At 52.1% G+C, this 20437-nt stretch carries 19 protein-coding genes; 12 read left to right on the top strand and 7 right to left on the bottom strand.

Features of this window, described 5'->3' with window-relative positions; all coding sequences use genetic code 11:
• Positions 1-4 precede the first annotated feature (4 nt).
• The 9 genes from FHT67_RS16570 (at position 5) to FHT67_RS16530 (ending at position 10003) form a co-directional block, all read left to right on the top strand.
• The gene (locus tag FHT67_RS16570) at positions 5-1204 is read left to right on the top strand and encodes a quaternary amine ABC transporter ATP-binding protein (RefSeq protein ID WP_132307449.1); all 1200 of its coding nucleotides are present in this window, start codon (positions 5-7) and stop codon (positions 1202-1204) included.
• Positions 1201-2037 (top strand): ABC transporter permease, encoded by an 837-nt coding sequence (locus FHT67_RS16565; protein ID WP_132307447.1) that lies wholly within the window; start codon positions 1201-1203, stop codon positions 2035-2037. Before FHT67_RS16570 ends, FHT67_RS16565 begins: the two co-directional genes overlap by 4 nt.
• A gap of 12 nt (positions 2038-2049) precedes the next feature.
• Positions 2050-2922, top strand: coding sequence for a glycine betaine ABC transporter substrate-binding protein (locus FHT67_RS16560; RefSeq protein ID WP_132307445.1), 873 nt, complete (start codon positions 2050-2052; stop codon positions 2920-2922).
• Positions 2923-3056: 134 nt separating this feature from the next.
• Positions 3057-4595, top strand: coding sequence for a glycine betaine uptake BCCT transporter (locus tag FHT67_RS16555; RefSeq protein ID WP_132307443.1), 1539 nt, complete (start codon positions 3057-3059; stop codon positions 4593-4595).
• 69 nt (positions 4596-4664) lie between these two features.
• Positions 4665-5333 (top strand): HAD hydrolase-like protein, encoded by a 669-nt coding sequence (locus FHT67_RS16550; RefSeq protein WP_167199953.1) that lies wholly within the window; start codon positions 4665-4667, stop codon positions 5331-5333.
• 247 nt (positions 5334-5580) lie between these two features.
• Entirely contained in the window at positions 5581-6984 is a 1404-nt protein-coding gene (locus tag FHT67_RS16545) for a HAMP domain-containing sensor histidine kinase (RefSeq protein ID WP_167199950.1), read from the top strand.
• Complete coding sequence (locus FHT67_RS16540) at positions 6977-7672, top strand: response regulator transcription factor (protein WP_167199946.1); 696 nt, start codon at positions 6977-6979, stop codon at positions 7670-7672. Before FHT67_RS16545 ends, FHT67_RS16540 begins: the two co-directional genes overlap by 8 nt.
• A gap of 247 nt (positions 7673-7919) precedes the next feature.
• Positions 7920-8792 carry an ATP-binding cassette domain-containing protein gene (locus FHT67_RS16535; RefSeq protein WP_167199943.1) on the top strand — a complete coding sequence of 291 codons (873 nt, stop codon included), beginning with the start codon at positions 7920-7922 and terminating at the stop codon, positions 8790-8792.
• A 17-nt stretch (positions 8793-8809) separates the two neighbouring features.
• A complete protein-coding gene (locus tag FHT67_RS16530) occupies positions 8810-10003 on the top strand; it encodes an ABC transporter permease (protein WP_208403333.1) in 1194 nt (397 codons plus the stop codon).
• On the opposite strand, the gene FHT67_RS16525 is transcribed toward FHT67_RS16530, so the two are convergent.
• Genes FHT67_RS16525 through FHT67_RS16505 form a run of 5 tightly spaced genes read right to left on the bottom strand, consistent with a single transcriptional unit; the run spans position 9966 to position 15617 of the window.
• A complete protein-coding gene (locus FHT67_RS16525; protein WP_167199940.1) occupies positions 9966-10451 on the bottom strand; it encodes a GNAT family N-acetyltransferase in 486 nt (161 codons plus the stop codon). The genes FHT67_RS16530 and FHT67_RS16525 overlap by 38 nt on opposite strands.
• Positions 10451-11614, bottom strand: a complete 1164-nt coding sequence (locus tag FHT67_RS16520; RefSeq protein ID WP_132307429.1) for a YheC/YheD family endospore coat-associated protein — start codon at positions 11612-11614, stop codon at positions 10451-10453. Before FHT67_RS16520 ends, FHT67_RS16525 begins: the two co-directional genes overlap by 1 nt.
• Positions 11614-12990 carry a YheC/YheD family endospore coat-associated protein gene (locus tag FHT67_RS16515; RefSeq protein WP_132307427.1) on the bottom strand — a complete coding sequence of 459 codons (1377 nt, stop codon included), beginning with the start codon at positions 12988-12990 and terminating at the stop codon, positions 11614-11616. The genes FHT67_RS16520 and FHT67_RS16515 overlap by 1 nt, the downstream gene beginning before the upstream one ends.
• A complete protein-coding gene (locus FHT67_RS16510; RefSeq protein WP_132307425.1) occupies positions 12987-14228 on the bottom strand; it encodes a YheC/YheD family endospore coat-associated protein in 1242 nt (413 codons plus the stop codon). The genes FHT67_RS16515 and FHT67_RS16510 overlap by 4 nt, the downstream gene beginning before the upstream one ends.
• A 12-nt stretch (positions 14229-14240) precedes the next feature.
• Positions 14241-15617 (bottom strand): YheC/YheD family endospore coat-associated protein, encoded by a 1377-nt coding sequence (locus FHT67_RS16505; RefSeq protein ID WP_132307423.1) that lies wholly within the window; start codon positions 15615-15617, stop codon positions 14241-14243.
• A gap of 203 nt (positions 15618-15820) precedes the next feature.
• On the opposite strand from FHT67_RS16505, the gene FHT67_RS16500 reads away from it, so the two are divergent.
• Positions 15821-16111, top strand: a complete 291-nt coding sequence (locus FHT67_RS16500) for a hypothetical protein (protein WP_132307422.1) — start codon at positions 15821-15823, stop codon at positions 16109-16111.
• Between the two features lie 99 nt (positions 16112-16210).
• Here FHT67_RS16500 and FHT67_RS16495 read toward each other — a convergent pair whose 3' ends face one another.
• Entirely contained in the window at positions 16211-16558 is a 348-nt protein-coding gene (locus FHT67_RS16495) for a helix-turn-helix domain-containing protein (RefSeq protein ID WP_208403332.1), read from the bottom strand.
• Between the two features lie 174 nt (positions 16559-16732).
• Between FHT67_RS16495 and FHT67_RS16490 the strand changes: the two genes are divergently transcribed.
• Positions 16733-17227, top strand: a complete 495-nt coding sequence (locus FHT67_RS16490) for a hypothetical protein (RefSeq protein ID WP_132307418.1) — start codon at positions 16733-16735, stop codon at positions 17225-17227.
• A gap of 19 nt (positions 17228-17246) precedes the next feature.
• Positions 17247-18584, top strand: coding sequence for a DRTGG domain-containing protein (locus FHT67_RS16485; protein ID WP_347880099.1), 1338 nt, complete (start codon positions 17247-17249; stop codon positions 18582-18584).
• Positions 18585-19057: 473 nt separating this feature from the next.
• Here the strand turns inward: FHT67_RS16485 and rsgA are convergent, their stop codons facing one another.
• A complete protein-coding gene (gene rsgA, locus FHT67_RS16480; RefSeq protein WP_167199936.1) occupies positions 19058-20170 on the bottom strand; it encodes a ribosome small subunit-dependent GTPase A in 1113 nt (370 codons plus the stop codon).
• Positions 20171-20437: the final 267 nt, after the last annotated feature.

Genomic DNA, 20437 nt, shown 5'->3' with positions numbered 1-20437 from the left:
AAGTATGTCCATCATCGAAGCCAAACAACTGACTAAAATATTCGGGAGTCATCCGGAGCAAGCGATGCAGTTCCTCAAGCAGGGATGGACGAAAGAACGAATTCTAAAAGAAACAAGAATGACAGTAGGGGTAAACCAGGCTAGCTTCTCAATTGAGGCGGGTCAGATCTTTGTCATTATGGGTTTATCCGGAAGCGGCAAGTCCACCTTAATCCGCTTGTTGAATCGATTGATTGAGCCTACATCGGGTCAACTCTTGTTTGAAGGGCGGGATATCGTTCAGATGAGCGCAAAAGAGCTCAGGCAATTCCGCCGCAAAAAAATGGGAATGGTCTTTCAGAAGTTTGCTCTGTTTCCTCACCGCACGGTTCTGCAAAACGTAGAATACGGCCTTGAGATTCAAGGAATCGAGAAGCAGGCGCGTAAGGCAATGGCTGAGCAAGCTTTGCAACTGGTAGGCCTAAACGGATGGGAGAACAGCTATCCGGATCAATTGAGCGGAGGGATGCAGCAGCGTGTCGGCTTGGCCAGAGGGCTGGCCAACGATCCGGACATTCTGCTTATGGATGAAGCGTTTAGCGCGCTTGATCCGCTAATTCGCAAAGACATGCAGGATGAATTATTGCAGCTGCAATCCGCCATGAAGAAGACGATTATCTTCATTACCCACGATCTTGACGAGGCGCTGCGCATCGGGGACAAGATCGCGTTAATGAAAGACGGCGTTATCGTTCAGATTGGTACGCCTGACGAAATCTTAATCAATCCGGCTACCCCGTACGTTGAGAAATTTATAGAGGATGTAGATCTCTCCAAAGTGTTGACCGCTGCTCATGTCATGCGGAAGCCTGCAACGATAACGCTGGAACGCGGTCCGCGTGTTGCGCTTCAGCTTATGAAGGAGCAAGGGGTATCGAGTTTGTATGTGACCGATAAAGGGAAGAAGCTTCTTGGCGTCATCACGGCAGAGCTTGCTTCCGCGGCACTGAAAGAGAATTTGTCGATAGGAGATATTTTGATTAAGGAAGTACCTTCTATTGATTCGGCAACACCGATCAATGAATTGTTTGAACCTATGGCAGCCTCGAGCATTCCGCTCGCGGTAACGGATGACACGAACCGGCTGCTTGGCATCGTCATTCGCGGGGCCGTATTTGCCGCACTTGCCGGGAACGCCATACCAGAGGCAGGTGGTGCAAAATGAATCAAATTCCCAAGCTTCCGTTAGGCAGCTGGATTGAATCGTTGGAAAGCTGGTTAGAAAATCATTTTACCCCTTTGTTTGACTTCATCCGCCTGATTATAGGCTCCATCGTTGATTTTCTGCATAACGTTCTTCTCTTCAGTCCTTCCATCCTTATGATTCTGATTATGACGGCGTTAGCCTGGTTCCTCGGAAAATGGAAGGTTGCCGCATTTGCGCTTGTCGGGCTGCTCTTGATTGATAATCTGGGCTATTGGGAGCATGCCATGGAGACTTTATCCATCGTGCTTACCGCATCGTTGCTCTCCATTATTATTGGCGTGCCAACCGGCATATTGTGCGCGAGAAGTTCATTCTTGCAAGGTATTATAACTCCATTGCTTGATTTAATGCAGACGATGCCCGCATTCGTGTATTTGCTGCCGGCCGTATCGTTCTTTTCGCTTGGGGTTGTGCCCGGCGTTATCGCATCGATTATTTTTGCGGTACCGCCAACGATTCGCTTGACGAATCTCGGCATACGGCAGGTGCCGGTTGAGCTGGTGGAAGCAGCCGATGCGTTTGGCTCCACGCCTAACCAGAAGCTGTTTAAGCTGCAGCTGCCGATGGCGCTTCCTACCATGATGGCGGGAATTAATCAGACGATAATGCTGTCTCTGTCCATGGTCGTTATTTCTTCCATGATTGGGGCGCAAGGACTAGGGGCCGACGTGTACCGCGCGGTGACCCAGACCAAAACCGGAATCGGCTTTGAAGCGGGTATTTCCATAGTTGTATTGGCCATTTTACTTGACCGGATGTCTAACCATATCGTGAAAAAAAATAAACGCTAGAGGTGAAGCACGTTGAAGAAAAAATGGGGATTGGCATTAACCGCGGTAATTGTATTGGCGGCTGCGCTGGCAGGCTGCTCACAGAAAACGGACTCGAAAAAGATCAAACTGGCTTACGTGGCCTGGGATTCGGAGATTGCAAGCACGAATGTCGTCAAATACGTTCTGGAATCGAAATTGGATTATTCCGTTGAGCTCCTTCAGGTGGATGCAGGCCCAATGTGGGCGGGAGTTTCGGACGGCAGCGCCGATGCGATGGTAGCGGCTTGGCTTCCGACAACGCATGCCTCGTATTTGGAGAAGTACGGCAGCAGCGTAGAGGATCTTGGTCCTAACCTGGAAGGAACAAAAACAGGGCTTGTCATTCCTTCTTATATGAAGGAAAACTCGATAGAAGATCTGAACAACGACGCCACAGGCAAATCGGTTGATTATCAGATCATCGGGATTGAGCCTGGCGCCGGCATTATGCAATCGACAGAAAAAGCGCTGAAGGACTATGGTCTGGATGGCAAATGGAAGCTGATCGAAAGCTCCTCGGCCGCGATGGCAACGGAGCTGCAGAAGGCTTACGAGGCGAAAAAGCCGATTATCGTGACGGGCTGGACGCCGCATTGGATGTTTGCCAATATGGATCTGAAATATTTGGAGGATCCAAAAGGCGTGTATGGCGGTGCTGAAAGCATTCATACCATTGCCCGTAAAGATCTGAAATCGGATAAGTCCGATGCTTATACGCTGCTGGACCAATTTACGTGGACGGCGGACGATATGGCAGAGGTCATGGTTGCCATTCAGGAAGGGCAGTCGCCGGAAGAGGCAGCGAAAGCCTGGGCCGACAGCCATTCGGATCAAGTCGACAAGTGGCTGGAAGGCATTAAATAACAACAAAGTTAACCAACCGGAAGATAGGAGAGGCGAGCAAGCAAGCCCTCCTGTCTTCTTTTTTTACATAATTATGTTAGCTGGGGAGAACAATGTAAACAGTAAAGATCTCATTAGAAAGTTGGATGTTAAGTATGGTTTTTATTATTTCTATCGTCATTATTGCCGTATTTGTTTTATGGGGAGCGTTTGCTCCGGATCAGCTTGCCGATGCGGCGAATCAAGTGTTTTCCTTCTCCATCGGAAATTTTGGCTGGTTTTATTTGATGTCCACGCTGTTTATACTTGTTTTTGCCTTCTATATGGCTTTTGGAAAATACGGGTCCGTTAAGCTTGGAACGGATGACGATGAACCCGAGTATTCGACAATTTCCTGGTTTGCGATGTTGTTTAGCGCCGGGATGGGGATTGGCTTAGTGTTTTGGGGAGTTGCGGAGCCTTTATCCCATTATTCCTCCCCGCCGGAGGGGGCAACGGGAGGCACTACGGAAGCTGCCAGACTTGCGATGAGATACTCCTTTTTCCATTGGGGGCTTCATCCTTGGGCGATTTATACGGTCATTTCGCTGGCACTGGCGTATTTCCAATTCCGTAAAGGTTACAAAGGCTTGATTAGTTCTACGTTTATTCCGCTTATAGGAGAAAAGCTCGCGCAGGGTTGGGTAGGGAAAATCATCGATACGCTTGCCATCATTGCTACGGCCTTTGGTGTAGCGACCTCGCTTGGTTTAGGTACTCTCCAAATTAATGGCGGCTTGTCGCATCTATTCGGGCTGCCCAGCTCGATCCTAGTCCAGACCTTAATTATCCTTGTGGTTACCATCCTGTTTCTGTTATCTGCAACAACTGGGCTGGACAAAGGGATTAAGCTGTTAAGCAATCTGAATCTAACGATAGCCGTCATACTCATGCTGTTTGTGCTTCTAATGGGGCCAACGTCTTTTATCTTTGATACCTTCACCTTGTCACTTGGCGGCTACCTGCAAAATATAATTGAAATGAGTCTGCGGCTCACTCCGTTTACGCAAGGAACCTGGGTGGGAGCATGGACGCTGTTTTATTGGGCTTGGTGGATCGCTTGGGCACCGTTTGTAGGCACTTTTATTGCCAGAGTCTCCAAAGGCAGAACGATTAAAGAATTTGTGTTAGGCGTGCTGCTTGTTCCAAGCGCCTTCGGTTTTATTTGGTTTGCGGTATTTGGAGGAACGGGATTGAGACTGGAGATGTTTGACAAGGTTCATCTGGCTCAAGCCGTAAAGGAGGATATGACAACCGCTTTGTTCTTGACGCTTGAGCAGCTGCCTCTTGGAACGATTATATCGGTGGTCGCCACCTTACTGATCATTACCTTCTTTATTACGTCGGCCGACTCGGCGACTTTTGTTCTCGGCATGCTTTCTTCTGACGGCAGGCTGAATCCTTCTAACAAAGTGAAGATTATCTGGGGGGTTCTTCAGTCCTCGATTGCATTGGTCCTGCTAATAAGCGGAGGATTAAACGGGCTTCAGACGGCTTCCATTGCCGCAGCATTGCCTTTCGCCGTCATTCTTATCGGAATGTGCGCCTCCCTGCAGAAGGCTCTTCGGGAGGAAGATAAGCTAAGAGTCAGGAAAGAACGGATCATGAAGAAGCAATTAAAAGCATTGCTTGAAAAAGAATGCAATGAAGCTTAACTTCCGTCAGGTTGCGGCATGCCCCCCTATCCATTATGATAATGGCAGACTTCAAAGGGGGAAAATGTCATGGCGATTCAATTTGACCGGCCGGAAGCGGTAATCTTTGATATGGACGGTACCTTGTTTGAAACAGCTGCCCTGCTGGAAACGGTGCATGAGCGGTTGTTCCGTACCTTGCGCGAGGAAGGACTATACGATCGGACGCCTCCGCTCGATGATTTGCTTGGCTGCCTCGGCATGCTGCTCGAGGACATTTGGCGGAAGCTCATGCCGGGCAGCTCGGAAGCCGCGCGTCTTCGCGCCGATGAGCTTATGGTGCAATATGAGCTCGAGGAGCTGGAAGCGGGAAGAGGCAGATTGTACCCACAAACCGCCGAAACGCTAAAGAGCCTGAAGGAGCAGGGCATCAAGCTGTTTGTGGCAAGCAACGGGCTGGAGGCTTACGTCAAGGAAGTGGCGCGATTCCAAGGGATTGCGGAGCTGTTCGACGGTTTGTACAGCGCGGGCGAATTCCGGACGGCAAGCAAGGTTGACCTCGTCGCCAAGCTGCTTAGCGACCATCGGGTCAAGACGGCCTGGATGGTCGGCGACCGTTCCTCGGACGTGGAAGCGGCCAAAGGCAACGGCCTTGTCGCAATCGGCTGCGCGTATGCCGGTTACGGACGCGATTCCGAGCTGGCAGACGCGGACGTTTGCATTCAAGCCATGCCTGAGCTTTTAGCCTTGCTGAAATGATGAATAAGAGGGCGTCACAGCGATTAAAATGTGACGCCCTTTTTTGTTCTGTCCCTCTATTGCGTGGCGTTTTTTTGGTAAGGGGATTCCAATCCAATTTGGATTGTTCCGAGGAATCCCTGAGCAATGGCGAGCGGAAGAACATTCGAATGCGCAGTCCATTAGCGAAGTTCAATCGTTTAGAAAATGTTTATCTTTATCTGTTAAGATACTAACGAAAGAATCTCATCCCGAAAGAAGTGCCGCCATGAAAGTAATCAACCGTATCATGCTCTCGAGCGCCTTGTTGGTGATGCTTTCCCTGCTCTCCCTGCTGACCGTGTTTGGGATTATTTTGTTCTTCGATTCCATGAACGGCGACGGTGGCAAGGAAATGCTGGATGCCAAGCTATTCAAGGCGGAGGAGCAGATGAGCGGCTTCGATGCCTCTACAGAGCAGTGGGGGCAGCTGCATGAACAGCTTGACTCGTTTGGCTACCGGCTGCTTGTCATGCGGGAAAACAACGTGATCTATACTACGCTGGCCGATTCCGGAGAGGATAGGATCAACAGCCTAACTAATATACGGCTTGGCAAAGACGCATTGGCAGGCAGAGTGCAAGACGCCACTTTTATCGCGATGAATAAAGAAGGTTATTTGATCTATGCCGTGAAGCAAACCGCGGACAAAAGCGGCGGCAATTTCTATGCCATTTTGAAGCCGGCTATTCTAATCAGTATAGCTGTCATTGTCGTAATCGTGCTGCTTAGCCAGCTGTTTACCCGCAGGATGGCTTACCGGATTCTCCGCCCGCTGAACGCCTTGTCGGAAGGCGCGAGACGAATCGAGAACGGTGATTTGGCCCAGCCGATTATTTACAAGGGCAATGACGAATTTGCCTCCGTGTGCACGGCTTTTAACCACATGCAGGAGCATCTGCTGGAAGAACGGCGGAAGAACAATGCCTATGAACAAGCGCGGATTGATCTTGTTGCCGGCATCTCCCATGATCTGCGAACGCCTCTTACCTCCATCAAAGGCTACATCAAGGGCCTTCGCGACGGCGTCGCCCAAACGCAGGAGAAGAGAGAGCAATATTTGAAGATTGCTTATCAGAAGTCGACTGAAATGGACAAGCTGCTACAAAAGCTTTTTTATTACTCGAGTCTGGAAACAGGCAATTTGCCGCTCGCGCTTAAACTTCGGGACCTGGGACAGTTTGCGCACCATTATGTGGCTGCGGTTCATGAGGAGCTTGCGCAAATGAATGCAACCTTGACCGCCAGGATTGAACCCGCTCCGCATCCCGTACGGCTGGATAGCGAACAGATGAACCGCGTAATGGCGAACCTGACCGAAAATGCAATCAAATACGCAGGGGTAAGCCCTCTCCGTTTGAACGTATCCGTCTGGAGGGAAGGGGATTCGGAGCATCTGTTATTCGCCGACAATGGCCAAGGCGTTCCGGAGGAGCATCTTCCTCATCTGTTTGAGCAATTCTGGCGAGGGGATGAGGCGAGAACTCAAACGGACGGGAACAGCAGCGGACTAGGACTATATATCGTGAACTATATTGTAGAACGGCATGGCGGGACGGTCACGGCCCGCAACCATCACGGCTTGCAGATCGAGATCGTGCTGCCCGGCGGAGAGGAGGCAAGCGTTGAGTAAAATCTTAATCATTGAGGATGATCCGGATATCGCCATGCTGGAGAAAGATTACCTGGAGATAAACGGATTCGAGACGGAGATTATCGCGGACGGGAAAGAGGCCGTTACCGCCATTCTTGCGCATCCTTACGATCTGATCCTGCTGGATCTGATGCTTCCCGGGCGGAACGGATACGATATTTGCCGGGAGGTACGGGATAAGACCGATGTTCCGATTCTGATGGTAACGGCAAGGACGGAATCGATGGACAAGATCAGAGGTTTGGGGCTTGGCGCCGACGATTATATTGCGAAGCCGTTTGATCCTGCGGAGCTGGTTGCCCGGGTTAGGTCTCATCTAAGCCGTTATGAACGGCTGATTGGTTCATCCAGGAATGCAGATCCTGATGGGGACATCACGGTTGCCGATCTGGTTATCAAGCGGAGAAGCTGGAAGGTCTACAAGGCGGGGCGGGAAATCCGGTTCCCGAATCGCGAGTTTGAGCTTCTCTTATTTTTGGCCGAGCATCCGAATAGGGTGTTTTCCAAAGACGCCCTGTTCGACAAAATATGGGGTTACGACTATTCGGGCGACAGCGCAACCGTTACCGTTCATATCAACCGGATTCGGGAGAAGATTGAGGATGATCCGTCCAAGCCCGCTATTATCGAGACGGTTTGGGGTGCGGGATACAGGCTGAACCATTAAGAGAGACAGATAACCATGCTTGAGCCTTACGCGCTCGGTATGGTTTTTTATTGTTCGTTTATAAATTGTTTATAGGTTGTTCGAGAATGGTCCGGAAATTTGTCTGGCCGTCTGCCGTTGTTTTCTTTTTGTTTGAGCACTTCATGTTCCGAATCGTTTAGAAATCGTTTATCTTTTCTCACCCGTATATTTAGGTCTGCGGCTTACAATTGGCATATGGAAACCACGACAAATCGGAGGGAAGAACGTGAAACTGACTGTAGACCGCGTAAGCAAGCATTACGGGAAGAAGCAGGCGCTCTCCGGCGTCAGCTTTGAAATGGACAACGGCGTATACGGCCTGCTCGGGCCAAACGGAGCGGGCAAATCCTCGCTAATCCGCATATTAGCAGGTGTAATGGAGGCAAGCGTTGGAGAGGTGCTGGTAGACGGCGTGAACCGGAAGCAATGCGAGCGCGAGTATCGGATGAAGCTTGGTTATTTGCCGCAGTCCCTCGACTTTTACCCGGAGTTCACCGGACGGGACTATTTGCGATATATTGCCGCGCTGAAAGGGCTGAAGGGCATGGCGGTGGAGCGGAAAATAAACGAATTGGCCGAGCAGGTGCGGCTGACGGGAGATTTGGAGCGAAAATGCGTCCATTATTCCGGGGGGATGAAGCGCCGGCTCGGAATCGCTCAAAGCCTGTTGAACGATCCGGAAATTCTTATTCTGGACGAGCCAACCGCAGGACTCGATCCGTATGAGCGAATCAAATTCCGGAATTTGATCTCGTTCATCTCCCGCGAGCGGACCGTGCTTCTCTCCACCCATATCGTATCGGACATTGATTCCATTGCCAAAGAGACCGTTATGATAAAAGCCGGCAAGGTTGGCCGGATGCAAAGCAATGAAGACTTCGTGAAAGACATGGAGGGCAAGGTGTGGCTGGCCCGCATGCCGGTGGACGAGCTGGTGGTCTATCAGAATGACCATCTAATCAGCCATGTTATGCCGGCAGCAGACGGCATGGAGGTGCGTATTGTCAGCGACGTCAAGCCATTTATGCATGCAGTCCCTACGTTGCCTAGTCTTGAAGATGCTTATTTGCACGAATTCCATTCCGAGGTGCAAGGATGAAGCTATTCCATTACGAAATGAAAAAGCTGCTCGTTAACCGGAACAAGCTTATTTTGCTTGTGGTCTTGTTCGTCATTTATACGGGAGTTGCCTGGGTGTCGGCAAAAGGGATATTCGAGCTCAGTGGCTCGGAAGGGGAAAAGGCGGTGAGTCTCTATACCCGATTGCTGGATGGGCATAGCGGGGCATTGGATCGTGAGCAGCTTGCCTCTTCTCAGGGGATTCGCGATGCCGCTGTTGCGAAATACGGAACGGGAGAAGGGCTGAGCGTAAGGATCAATCGTGATCCGGAACTAAAGTTCCACGTGCGTTATGCGGCATTCGGCAGCAAGGTGGATGAGTACTGGAACGGTCCGGCGGAGCAGGATCAAGATCATATCAAAGGCATCTATCCGTTGCGGGAGAAGCTTGAATCGCTTGAAGAGGAAAAACATACCGCCACGTACGATTACAGGCTGTATTCGAAGGAGCTGGCTAACGAGCTTGCGATAGGCGAGCCGGTTTTCGAGAATGCAATCTTCTGGAATTTCTTCTTTATCCGGTTTGACGGATTTATGATTGTCTTTTTGCTGCTGCTTGTCCTGACCTACTTCATGGCGCCGTTGTTCACGCAGGAGGTCCGAACGGAGATGGACAGCATTCTGCTAAGCACGGTAAAAGGCCGGAAGGAGATTGTAACGGCGAAGCTGTTGAGCGCCGGTCTAACGGCCGTCGTTATTACCGCTGCGTATCTGATAGGATCCTTTATCGGGACCTGGCTGGGGTACGGGGATTTAAGCGGTTTTTCCGCGCCGCTTCGCAGTCTGGAAGGGTTTGAGTCCTCCGCGCTTCCTTTCTCGATTGGCGGGACTGTCTTGCTGGGCGCCGTGTGGCTGATCGCTTCGGCTGCTGCTTTCAGCATGGCGCTTGCTTTTATCTCATCCAAGCTGAAGGGTCAAAGCTCGGCATTCGGAATCGGGATGGTTATTCTTCTTGCAGGCTCTCTGTCTAATTATTTCAGCAACGGGATCAAGAAGCTGATCTGGCCGATTGTCGATTTCAATTACGGCTCTCTTGCCATGGTGAATACGATCTTTGGCGAGCCGAGGTATTACGACTTGTTCGGTTTCCCGTTATCTTACGGCTTGGCTGCTTGTCTTGTAGGCTGCCTCCTCGCCACTGGCGCGGTGCTGCTTACTTATGCTGCGCAGAAGAGGCGGTCGGTGGCATAACCTCATCCCGCAGCCACTCGAACCGCAGCGTTGGCTTGCCGGTAGGTCCGGTCGACATGGAGACCGCCTTCATGCCAAGGCGAAAGAAGAGAGTCAGGCTGGGCACGTTGTCGAGCGCAACCTGGCAGGTCAATCTTCCCAGCTTGTTCATAATGGCTTCCATTACCGCGTTCCCGACCCCAAGCCCGCGAGCCTCGGGGTGGGTTACAACGATGCAGCACTTTTCGCCTGCTTCCTCCGCATAGCCAAGTCCTACGATCCGGCTGCCAAACCGCGCAACCGCCATAACGGTCCCGCTCTCCTCCTGCGAGAGCAGCTCGGGAGGCAGACGGCGAAGAGAATGGATGGCTGCAACCGTAAGCCGCTTCTCCCCGAAACGGACGGCAAAATCAATGAGTCTCTTGCGTTCTTTCGCCCATAATTCGGGGGTAAGCAGCTGCAGTTCCATTATCTCGTCGCCTCCTGCTTCACTCGCTCGTTTCTCATCCTGGCCAGATAGGTGCTGTATTGGAAAATCCGTTCAAGCGACTTCTGCCGGATATGCGGCTCGTCAAACTTCATCGGCTTGGAGTTGGCTTCGAAAAACCAGATATGGCCTTGACTGTCTATGCCCAGGTCCATGGACATTTCGCCAAGCATAAAGCCGGACCCTTTTTCTATCTGTCTGGCGATCATAATGGAGGTTTGCTTGGCTTTAATCAGTATCCTTCTCGCCTGATCGGCGTTGAAGGAGCTTTTCAGCAGCTTCTCGGGATCTTCGATGGAGCCGCCCCTCGGGACATGGGTCGTAATGCTGGAGGACCCTGCTACCCTTGCGCCGATGCCGGTCAAATCCCATTTGCCGCGTTCGTTTTTTTGCACGAGAGCCCTGAGATCAAACCGGCGGTCGTTAAAGGAAGCAAGCTGAATGCCTTGCTGGGCGATATAAGGCTCGCTGCCGCATTCCTTCTTGATGCGGTTCCACAGCTTTTGAAAATCCGCGCAGCTAAAGGTAGAGCTTTTTTTGTTCTCCTGCACCTTAAGCAAATACGGAAGCGGCTTGTCGGGCTGCACCTTGACGGTCATAATGCCTTTCCCCGCTTTGCCGCTTTCCGGCTTCAGGTAGAGGAAGGAATGCTTTTGCAGCATTCTCTCCAGCCTGGCTGCGGTCAGCAGCTTGCGGGTTGCCGGGATAAACGGTTTGGTCGACTTGCTGCCGCGCAGCCATTCGAACAAATACCATTTGTTGAAGAAGGAAGGGTTGAACAATTTGATCCGCGGATCCCGCATGCAAGCCGCAATTTTGTTGCGGACGGCAGGAAGCATTTCGTCCTCGCGCTGCGGAATCCGGTTATAGATAATATCCGGGAAAGGCAGCAATCGCTGCTGCCATGTATCCTTCTGTTCACTATAGACAAATCCCCGCAGATTCGGACGGTTCAAGATCAGGTTTTTTACGGTGAGCACATAGACGAGAAATCCTCTTTCCTGGCCCGTTTTGATAATGTCCGCGAAGTTATTCCGGTTACCCCGGAATAACTGTTCCTCGTTCTCAATCGTCAGTATGGCGAGTACCAGGCGTCCAGCCGGCCGATCATACACCTCTTCTTTCTTCGATGCTCTAAGCTCCATTAGCTGTTCCCTCCTTGAAACTTGCTGAGGTACAAGCAATGATCGATGATGCAGTCTACGGATGCACGGCCTTCCGCTTCGAGGGAAGGATGCTTGAAGATGGAGCGTCCCGGCTTTGCATTGGCTTCGAACATCCAGATATCGTTATCCTTGTCGATGCCGATATCGAGGCCCAGCTCGCCAAGCCGGTGCGGATAATTACGCTCAATCGCCTCAGCCATTTTGATGGAGACCTTCTTCGCATTCTCCAGGATCTCTTTGCCTTTTGCGCCAAATGCGCGGTTCAGCGCCTGCTCCGGCGTCATAAGCGAGCCGCCGTTTTTCACATGGGTCGTAACGCTGCCTTTTCCGGCTTTTTTCGCTCCGATGCCTGCCGGCACCCACTCGTTCTTGCCGTTCTTGTGCATATGGAAGCGGAAGTCGAGCGGACAGCCGTCGATTTCCACCAGCCGGATCCCTTGCTGCGCCACATAGCTGCTCAAGGTTGCTCCGTGACGCGCCTGCAGCATTTTATACAGGCTGTTGAAGGAGGAGAAGCGCAGCAGGACGTTTTTTCCGTTCTTCCGGTAGCGGGCGAAGTAGCCGCGCTTCGGATGATAGGTGAGCCGGTAAATGCCAACGCCGAGGCTGCCTGCGGTTGGTTTGAAATAGACGAAATGATGCTTCTCCAAAAGCTGCTTCAGCTTCTCGCCCGTCGGGGCGGATACGGATTCCGGTAAATGCTGGAGAGCCTCCGGATCGTTATCCAGCAGCTTATACACGTCCGATTTGTTGAAGAAGCCCCAGTTGAAGAAAGGAATCTTCTTGCGAAGCAGCCTTTCGCGGAGTGACCCGATATAATTGGACGTCTCCGCTTTGCGGCTCCGGAGCCGGTTATAGATGACATCGGGCAGCGGAACGGTCTTGCGGTACCAGCCTCCCTGCGAGTTGAGGAAGTAGCCGAGTACCGTCTCCTGCTGCCAATTGATATCCTGGGGGGTAAAACCGAAGAGAAAAGCCTTCCGGTCGCCGGAACGGATAATCTGCTTGATGAAATTTGTTCTCATGCCAAAGGGCTGGCTATCCGATTGGGAATAGCCCGAATCGCTCAATACGCCGATGAGCGGCCCGATCTGCACCTCGTTTTCGCCGTTTTTGTGGACGAAGATGCTGCCCGTTTTGGGTACCCGAATGTATTGCCTGACCCCGGCGGATAAATAAAGATGATTGCCTTGTCGCCTGACAGGCCTGACGGCAGTCGTTATCACTTCTTTGCCAAGCTTCAGGTGAACGGTTTTTTTGCCGGACAGCTTCAGCTCCTTGAGAAGCGTGTTGGATAAATAGATGACTTTATCCGATTGTTGCGAGAAATGAACGTTACAAGTTGTCAAGCTCATGGGTGAACCTCCTGAACGTTATCAGACCGGATCCTCCTGCCTACCTGACAGTCTTGGATCTGACCTGTTGCGGAGTCATTTATGATCAAAGGTTTGTTAAGCCGCTGCGCGAGCAGGCGGGCATACCGGAGCGGCAGCTCCACCGACAGGCGCGCTGCCTCGTCGTCGCCGGATTGCTGAAAGGAGGAGCGTCCCGGTCTGGAGTTGACCTCCAGCAGCCATATTCGTCCGTCCGGCTCGATTCCGAAATCAATGCCCAGCTCGGCTAATCGTCCGTAGTTGTGCTCCAGCTTTTCTGCTGCCTGGAGGCTGGCTTCCGTTATTTCGTTCATCATCCGTTCAGCCTTTGCTTCGCCAAACAGAAGGGACAGGTAATCGGCGGGCTGGCTTGCCGTGCCGCCGCCATGCAAATTGGAAGTGACGCTTCCTGTGCTTCCGGCACGAACCGCCGCGCCGGTAACGCCCCAGCGTCCTTTTCCGTTTTTCTGCACAAGCACGCGAAGGTCAAACGGGTTGCCGTTAGGATCGGCCAGCCGCAGATAGGGCTGCGCGATATACGACGCCTTCCCCGTAAATCGTCTTATCCAGCGCGACAACGAGGAATAATGGGCGAAGCGATGCCGGAACAGGAGATTGCTTCCGGTTCGTCCGGCGGCTATCCACTCGCGGGTCGATGGCGATAGCTTCAGATGAACAGCCCCTTTGCCCTGCATGCCCGCTGAAGGCTTCAGAAACAGCTCCCCGTTATAACTATTCAGAAGGCGCAGGAGAGTGTCCGGGCGGTTGAGCCGGATTGTGGAAGGGAGCAGCGGAGCCAGTGCAGAGTCCTGTCGGAGCGTACCGTACACCTCCCATTTGCCGGGAAGGCTTCCGTTTAGCGTCGTCACGGGCTTTTGTTCACGGATGGCGGCAAGCACCGCTTTGCAGAGCAGGCGTTCCTCAGCCGTTCGATAGAAGCAGCGGTCGTAGAGAATATCCGGGAGCGGGCAGGGTTCTTTCACCCAGCCGCCGTCACGAAGCCGGAAGGCAGTCAGCTGCCCGGTTTTTTCCTCGTATTCGGCGGGGGAGAAGACATACAGGTCGATGGCGAGACGGCCTGCCGCTTCGCTGAGCTTTTGCGCGAATGCCGGCTCCGGCAGCTTAATGCCGCAAGCTTTGCCTGATGCCTGATTCTCCGGCTCCGCGCCGGCCTCTATCGAAGCGACATACAGTCCTACCCTCACAAGCGTTGCCCTCATAAGGCCCTCCGGTTAGAATCCCGACAGGAAGCGGGAGTATTGGATGACGTTCCGGACCGATGGACGGATCTTGTTGTCATTTTCCTGGTTGAGAGGCGTGTTGTCGCTTTTCGAAGGCTTGGAGTTAACCTCCAGCAGCCATACGCGGCCGCTGGTGTCCAGCGCCAAATCGATTCCCAGCTCGCCGAAATGCGCCGGAATATGCTTATCGATGCCTTCGGCAATCGCTAGTGCTGCTGTTCGAAGACGTTTGGAGGCCCCTTCCTTGCCGGCGAAAATATTGGAGCGCGCGACAGCTTCGCTAACCGTGCTGAGCGTTCCGCCGCGTGCGAGATTGGAGACGAAATGCTGGCTGCTCGCGGTACGAGCGACAACCGATGTCAGCGTCCATTTGCCTGTTGCGTTCTTCTGGACCACAGCCCGGAAGTCGACCGGCCGCTTCTGGATCTCGATCAGATTAAGTCCTTGCTGGGCTTGATATTTAATGGTTTTCATCTTGGTTGAAATGTTCGAGAACAGCTTCATAAGGTTCGGATATACCTGCCGCCTTGTTCCCGTGCCGGTTGTGAAATGCGCCTGATAGCTGTCTCCCTCAAGCCTTGTCACTCGGATAATGCCTTTGCCGAGACTGCCTTTGGAGGGCTTGAGGAATACATTGGCGTAACGGGAGCACATCGATTTCAGCGTCGTATAATTGCGGAGAAAGTGGGATTCCGGCAAATAGCGGCGGACGCTTTCATCCTTTTTCAGCGCATCGAAGACTTCCATTTTGTCCAGGAACTTTTCGTTAAACACGCTGACGTGATGCGTACTCTTTATCTCTTTGAAGAACTGCTGCACATGAGCACGGCTCTCCAGCTTGCGGGACGTCAGGCGGTTGTTCACGACATCCGGCAGCGGAAGCTTTGCTCTCTTCCAACCGTTCGCAAAGGTCCAGCCTTCGATCTGCTTGTCGCTGCTTCCCGAAATATGGTTCGGAGTGAAAAAGTAAACATGCGCTCCCTGATTCGCGCAGCCGTCGATCAATTCCTTGCAGAACATCGTAATGGTGCCAAACGGTTTGTCGGGCGTACTCGGATAATCACGGCTGATCAGAACGCCGATCAGAGGCCCAAGCCGGAGCGTGGAAGACGAGGAATCGTAGCTCAGGCGAAGGGCGGTGCTGCCAAGGATGCCCATCTGTCTGGCAAGCGATTGGTTCATGCGCATTCCGTCGTACTTCGGTACCGGTATTACCTTCACCGTTTTCTTGAATGTTCCGAACCGCAAGACGATCGACACGCTGTGAGAAATATGCCATTGCTTCAGGTAGGCTTCACCGAGCATAATCGTATCTTCCGGAAGCATGCCGGAGCTTATAAGCTGAACGGCTACTTTCGATTTTTGCATTGTGTAAATCTCCTTCCAAGCAGGAGGATGACGAAAAGCGGATAAAGGCCCATAGGTGTTTTACACGAATTACTTCATCATATGAGGACATCTATACCTTGGTGATTGGCCAAAGAAATTAGTTATGCAGTCATATTCGGCGGTTTGTCTTCATAGGATAGTGGTGCGGACAAGCAAAAGCTAAGGAAGCGGGAGTTGAGGGAATGAGGGGAAAAGCCCGGCATGTGATTTATTTGGCAATTGCATTGGCGATGCTGTTCTACGGGGTGCCGAAATTGGATCTGGCGGGTCCATGGAATGCTGTGACGATATTCGGGGTAGTGTGGACGTTGTTTGCGCTGCTCGTCATTGCCGCTCACTTAAATGCGCTGCTCTGGATGAACGAGCAGAAGAAGAAGGAGCTGGACCGCATTAAGCGGATGAAGAGGAATACCTGGGAGCGCAGGCTGCAGCAGGCGGTGAACAGGGGTTCGAACCGAAGCGCAAGAGGTTAAGGCCCAGACGCAAAACCAGTGCCCCCGCAAGGGGGCTTTTTCCATTTGCTGCGTTTTTTGAGAATAGGATGCGGTTGCGGCAAGCGCATTTTACGCATGTTAATCGATTTCCTTGAACTGGACGAGCTGCTTGACGAATTTGTACACCGCTTCTTGTTCCTTGACGGATAACCCCTGAAGCTGAGAAGCGATTTTCTCTGCGTAGGTGCTTTCCTCGTGAGGTGTCCCGGGCATATGGACCAGCTGCTCTAGCGGGCATTGGAGGGCATGGGCAATTTTGCTCAAGACATCGACCGTTGGACTCTTCTCGCCGCGTTCCACTTGACCCATGTAGGAGCCGTTGATTTCCGCCCGCAGAGCCAGCTGCTCTTGGCTAAAGCCCCTTTGTTTGCGTAATGCCCGTATATTTTCACCGATATTTCGGCTGATTTCGTTCACATTCGTCACCTCAGCCTTAAGATAGAGCTTTCCTATCCCGGCAACAACGTCTTATAGTCCATATTAAAAATAGTGCCTATAGTCATTGACTAAAGGTTATGCTTTTTATTATAATTGTGTAAAAAGGTTCTACCTATTAACATCATTTCCTAAACAGGAACTTTTTAACAAGGAGCAACGCTTATGGTTGATGAGTTTGAGTTTTTTCGAAACGTACAGACTTACTATCAGCATATGCGGTTTCAGGTGCAGTTCACGTACCGCATTTTACATAAGACCAATAAGTCGGCAAAGGCGCAGGGCAGCTTTAATTGCAGGGTGAATCCCCGCACGCAGCAGGTGGAATACCAAATGAGCCTGCAGTCGGAAACGATCGCAAGACCGTTTAGCGAGAAGAGCTCTTTTTTGTTTTCCAGCCAATATCCGGAGATCCCTCCTCAATCCGTCATTATAGAGAATTATCCGATTCTGAAGCTGAAGTATCCCGTACCTATCAATTATGATTGGTACTCCTTTATATTTAAAGGAACGCAAGAAGCATTTACGGTGCAGTCCCTCCAGCAGGTGTTCGACAAATATCGTTGTACCGGGGCAGACGGTGAAGACGTGGATGCGGGACTAAAGGTCGCTGCCGTCTCTATCGACTGGTATAATGGAATGAAACGAACGAAGGTTTAATTGGGGGAGGGCGGTGCCGGTGGCATCCGTTTCCGGAATGGATACGAGCACGAAACGCGAACAAATTCTGCAATACATAGAGACGCTCGATATCGGCGAGAAAATCTCGGTAAGGGCAATCGCCAAGGCGCTGGGCGTGAGCGAAGGAACCGCTTATAAGGCGATTAAGGAAGCGGAGGCTTCCGGTCTTGTCAGCACGAAGGAAAGAATCGGGACGGTCCGCATTGACCGGAGAAGACGCGAGGCGCTGGATCAGCTGACCTTCGGCGAAGTGGCGGAGATCGTTGAGGGGCATATATTCGGCGGCGCTTCCGGCCTCGACAAGTCGCTGCACAAGTTTGTTATCGGAGCGATGGAGCTGGATGCGATGCTCCGCTATATCGATGAAGGCAGCCTGCTTATCGTAGGCAACCGGGGTGGCGCGCACCGCTGCGCACTGGAGCAGGGAGCTGGCGTTCTAATCACGGGAGGATTCGAACCAAGCGAGGAAGTAAAGGCGCTCGCGAACGAGAACGGACTGCCGATTATTTCGTCCCGGCATGATACGTTTACCGTAGCTTCGATGATTAACCGGGCGATGTACGACCGGCTAATCAAGCGCAAAATCATGCTGATCGAAGATCTCATGACGTTCAGCAGGCCGGCCGATGTGCTGCGGGCCGGCAATACGCTGCTCGACTTTCACAAGCTGAGCCGCGAGACAGGTAATTACCGTTTTCCGGTGATCGATGACCGAGGCAGGGTGGTCGGCATGATGACCTCCAAGGATGCAGCCGGCTCATCCGATGACAGTCCGATCGACAAGCTGATGACCCGTCATCCGATCACGGCCGCGCCTAATATTGCGGTGACATCGGCTGCGCATACGATGGCGGCGGAAGGGATTGACCTGCTGCCGATTGTGGACCGTCATCGGAAGCTGCTTGGAGTCGTCACCCGCCAGCAGCTGCTGGACGCTCTCCGTTTTGCCGGCAAGCAGCAGGAGATCGGAGAGACCTTCGACGATCTGATCTGGTCCGGCTTTGACGCGGAGGAAGTGGATGGCGTACCGCTCTACAAAGGAGCCATTACGCCTCAGATGTCCGGATCGCTTGGCATGGTATCGGAAGGGATTTTGGTCACCTTGATGACCTTGGCCGGACGGCAGATGATCCGGGACGCAGGCAAGCGGGACTACCTGATTGACGGGATGACGGCCTTCTTCGTTAAGCCTGTCCAGATCGACAGCCAGATTACGATTGTCCCCCGCGCGCTCGAAATGAGCCGCAAAGCGACGAAGCTCGAGATCGAGCTTATTGATCAGACTGGGCTGGCGGCGAAGGCCATGATGACGGCGCAGATGATTGATTCGTATTAGGGTCAGTCTTACAGAAATGTATCTCCTTCCGGCCGCTGTTGTAATCGTGAATTTTAGAATCAACTCGCCTATGCGATATTTCACGATTACAAAGGCGAACGCTAACGCGCCTCCAGGAGATACATTTCTTCCATCCTTCCCCATACGTATCAATCATCTTTATAAGAGATAGTTAAAGGGCTGCCAATTGCTTGGCAGCCCTTTTAATGTTTTTAGTCACTTATCTGGACTTTTCGTTCAAGTTCAAATACGTTGCACGAAATGCACGATAATGGCGCGAATCTGCTCTGTTATCCTAAATATCCTGCATGGAATGCAGCATATTCGAGAAAAGTAGCCGTCATTGATTCAGTCGGGCGCAATATCCTGCATTCTGTGCATTATACCGTTTCGGCTTCCCACCAAAATGGCTGATAGACTGCATTTCGTGCAATCTATTTTCAGCTGATAAAGCTATAGGGAAGAGCGGTAAGTTAATCGTAATCCCAAGCGCCGGCTTTTGTTCTGCGCTCGCTATTGCGGGAGGTAGAACCTGCGGCTTTTTTGGCTTTTTTCGCGAGGCTGTTTTCTTTGCGCGCAAGATGGGAAAGTTCTTTGGTTGTCTTCCTATAGTTGTGGAGACGTTTCGCTTCAAGCGTTCCGTCTTCAATCGCTTGCAGGACCGCGCAGCCAGGGTCTGACTCATGACGGCAGTCCCGGTAACGGCAACCGGCCGCCAGAGCTTCGATATCGGAGAAAGCCTGCTCCAATCCGTCCTGCGCATCCCACAGCTGAAGCTCGCGCATGCCCGGCGTATCCATGACAAGCGTTCCGTTTGGCAGAAGGAACAGCTCACGGTGCGTTGTCGTATGGCGGCCGCGGGCATCGTTTTCGCGGATGCCTTGGGTTTCCATGACGTTGTCATCCGCGAGCCAGTTCAGGAGAGTAGACTTGCCGACGCCGGACGAGCCTGTGACGGCAATGGTTTTGCCCGGCTGCAAATAAGGGAGAAGCTGCTCTTTTCCTTGGTTCTGAAGGGCGCTAATGAGGTGAACCGGCACGCCGGGGGCGGCGCTCTCCATTTGTGCGGCCAAAGCTTCCGGCTCGTCGCACAGATCGGCTTTGGTCAGCAGAATAACCGGTGAAGCGCCGCTTTCCCATGCCGCAATCAGGTAACGCTCCATTTTCCGTACGTTAAAATCCTGGTTCAACGCGTTTGTAATAAACAAATAATCCATATTGGCGCCAACGACCTGATCATCCACCGTGCTTCCGGCTGCTTTGCGGATCATTGCGCTTTGTCGCGGCAGAAGGCGATGAATAACCGAGCGAGTCTCTCCCGGCAGCTTCTCTGCCATAACCCAGTCGCCCACGGCGGGAAAATCGCTTTTCAGCGTCGCGTTAAATTCGTATTTACCGGTAACGGTAGCGGTATGCTCGCCGTCCGGCGTCATGATTTGATAAGAATGGGAATGCTGGGCGATCACGCGGGCGGGTTCCAGCTGTCGAGCGCTTGGCAGGATTTGCTTCATTTTATTGTCCCAATCGGTGTTCCAGCCGTAGGCCAGATGTTGTTGATGCTGCTGCAAGGTATCGTTATGTTTCAAATCGGATGCTCCTCTTTAATCGATTTAGTTTGTTGAATGGCATAAAACAAAAAATCCGCAGGGATTCCCCTGCGGATAAAAAAACCGCAAGGACCTCTCGGTCCCGCGGCTCGTCTCTAATACTAAAAGGCGTTCCGTATAGGCCGAGATAAATGAACAGCGCAAACAATCGATAAGTTCATCATTTAACATCAGCCTCCTGTAGTAAGATGTGCTTAGTATATGCAAAAGAAGGCCCTTTTCTCTAGGCCAACTTTGAGTAAAAGA

Origin of the sequence: Paenibacillus sp. BK720, assembly GCF_011761545.1 — a bacterium.
Taxonomy (GTDB): Bacteria; Bacillota; Bacilli; order Paenibacillales; family Paenibacillaceae; genus Pristimantibacillus.
Note: the sequence above shows the minus strand (reverse complement) of the source record. Positions and strands in the feature narration are given on the sequence as shown.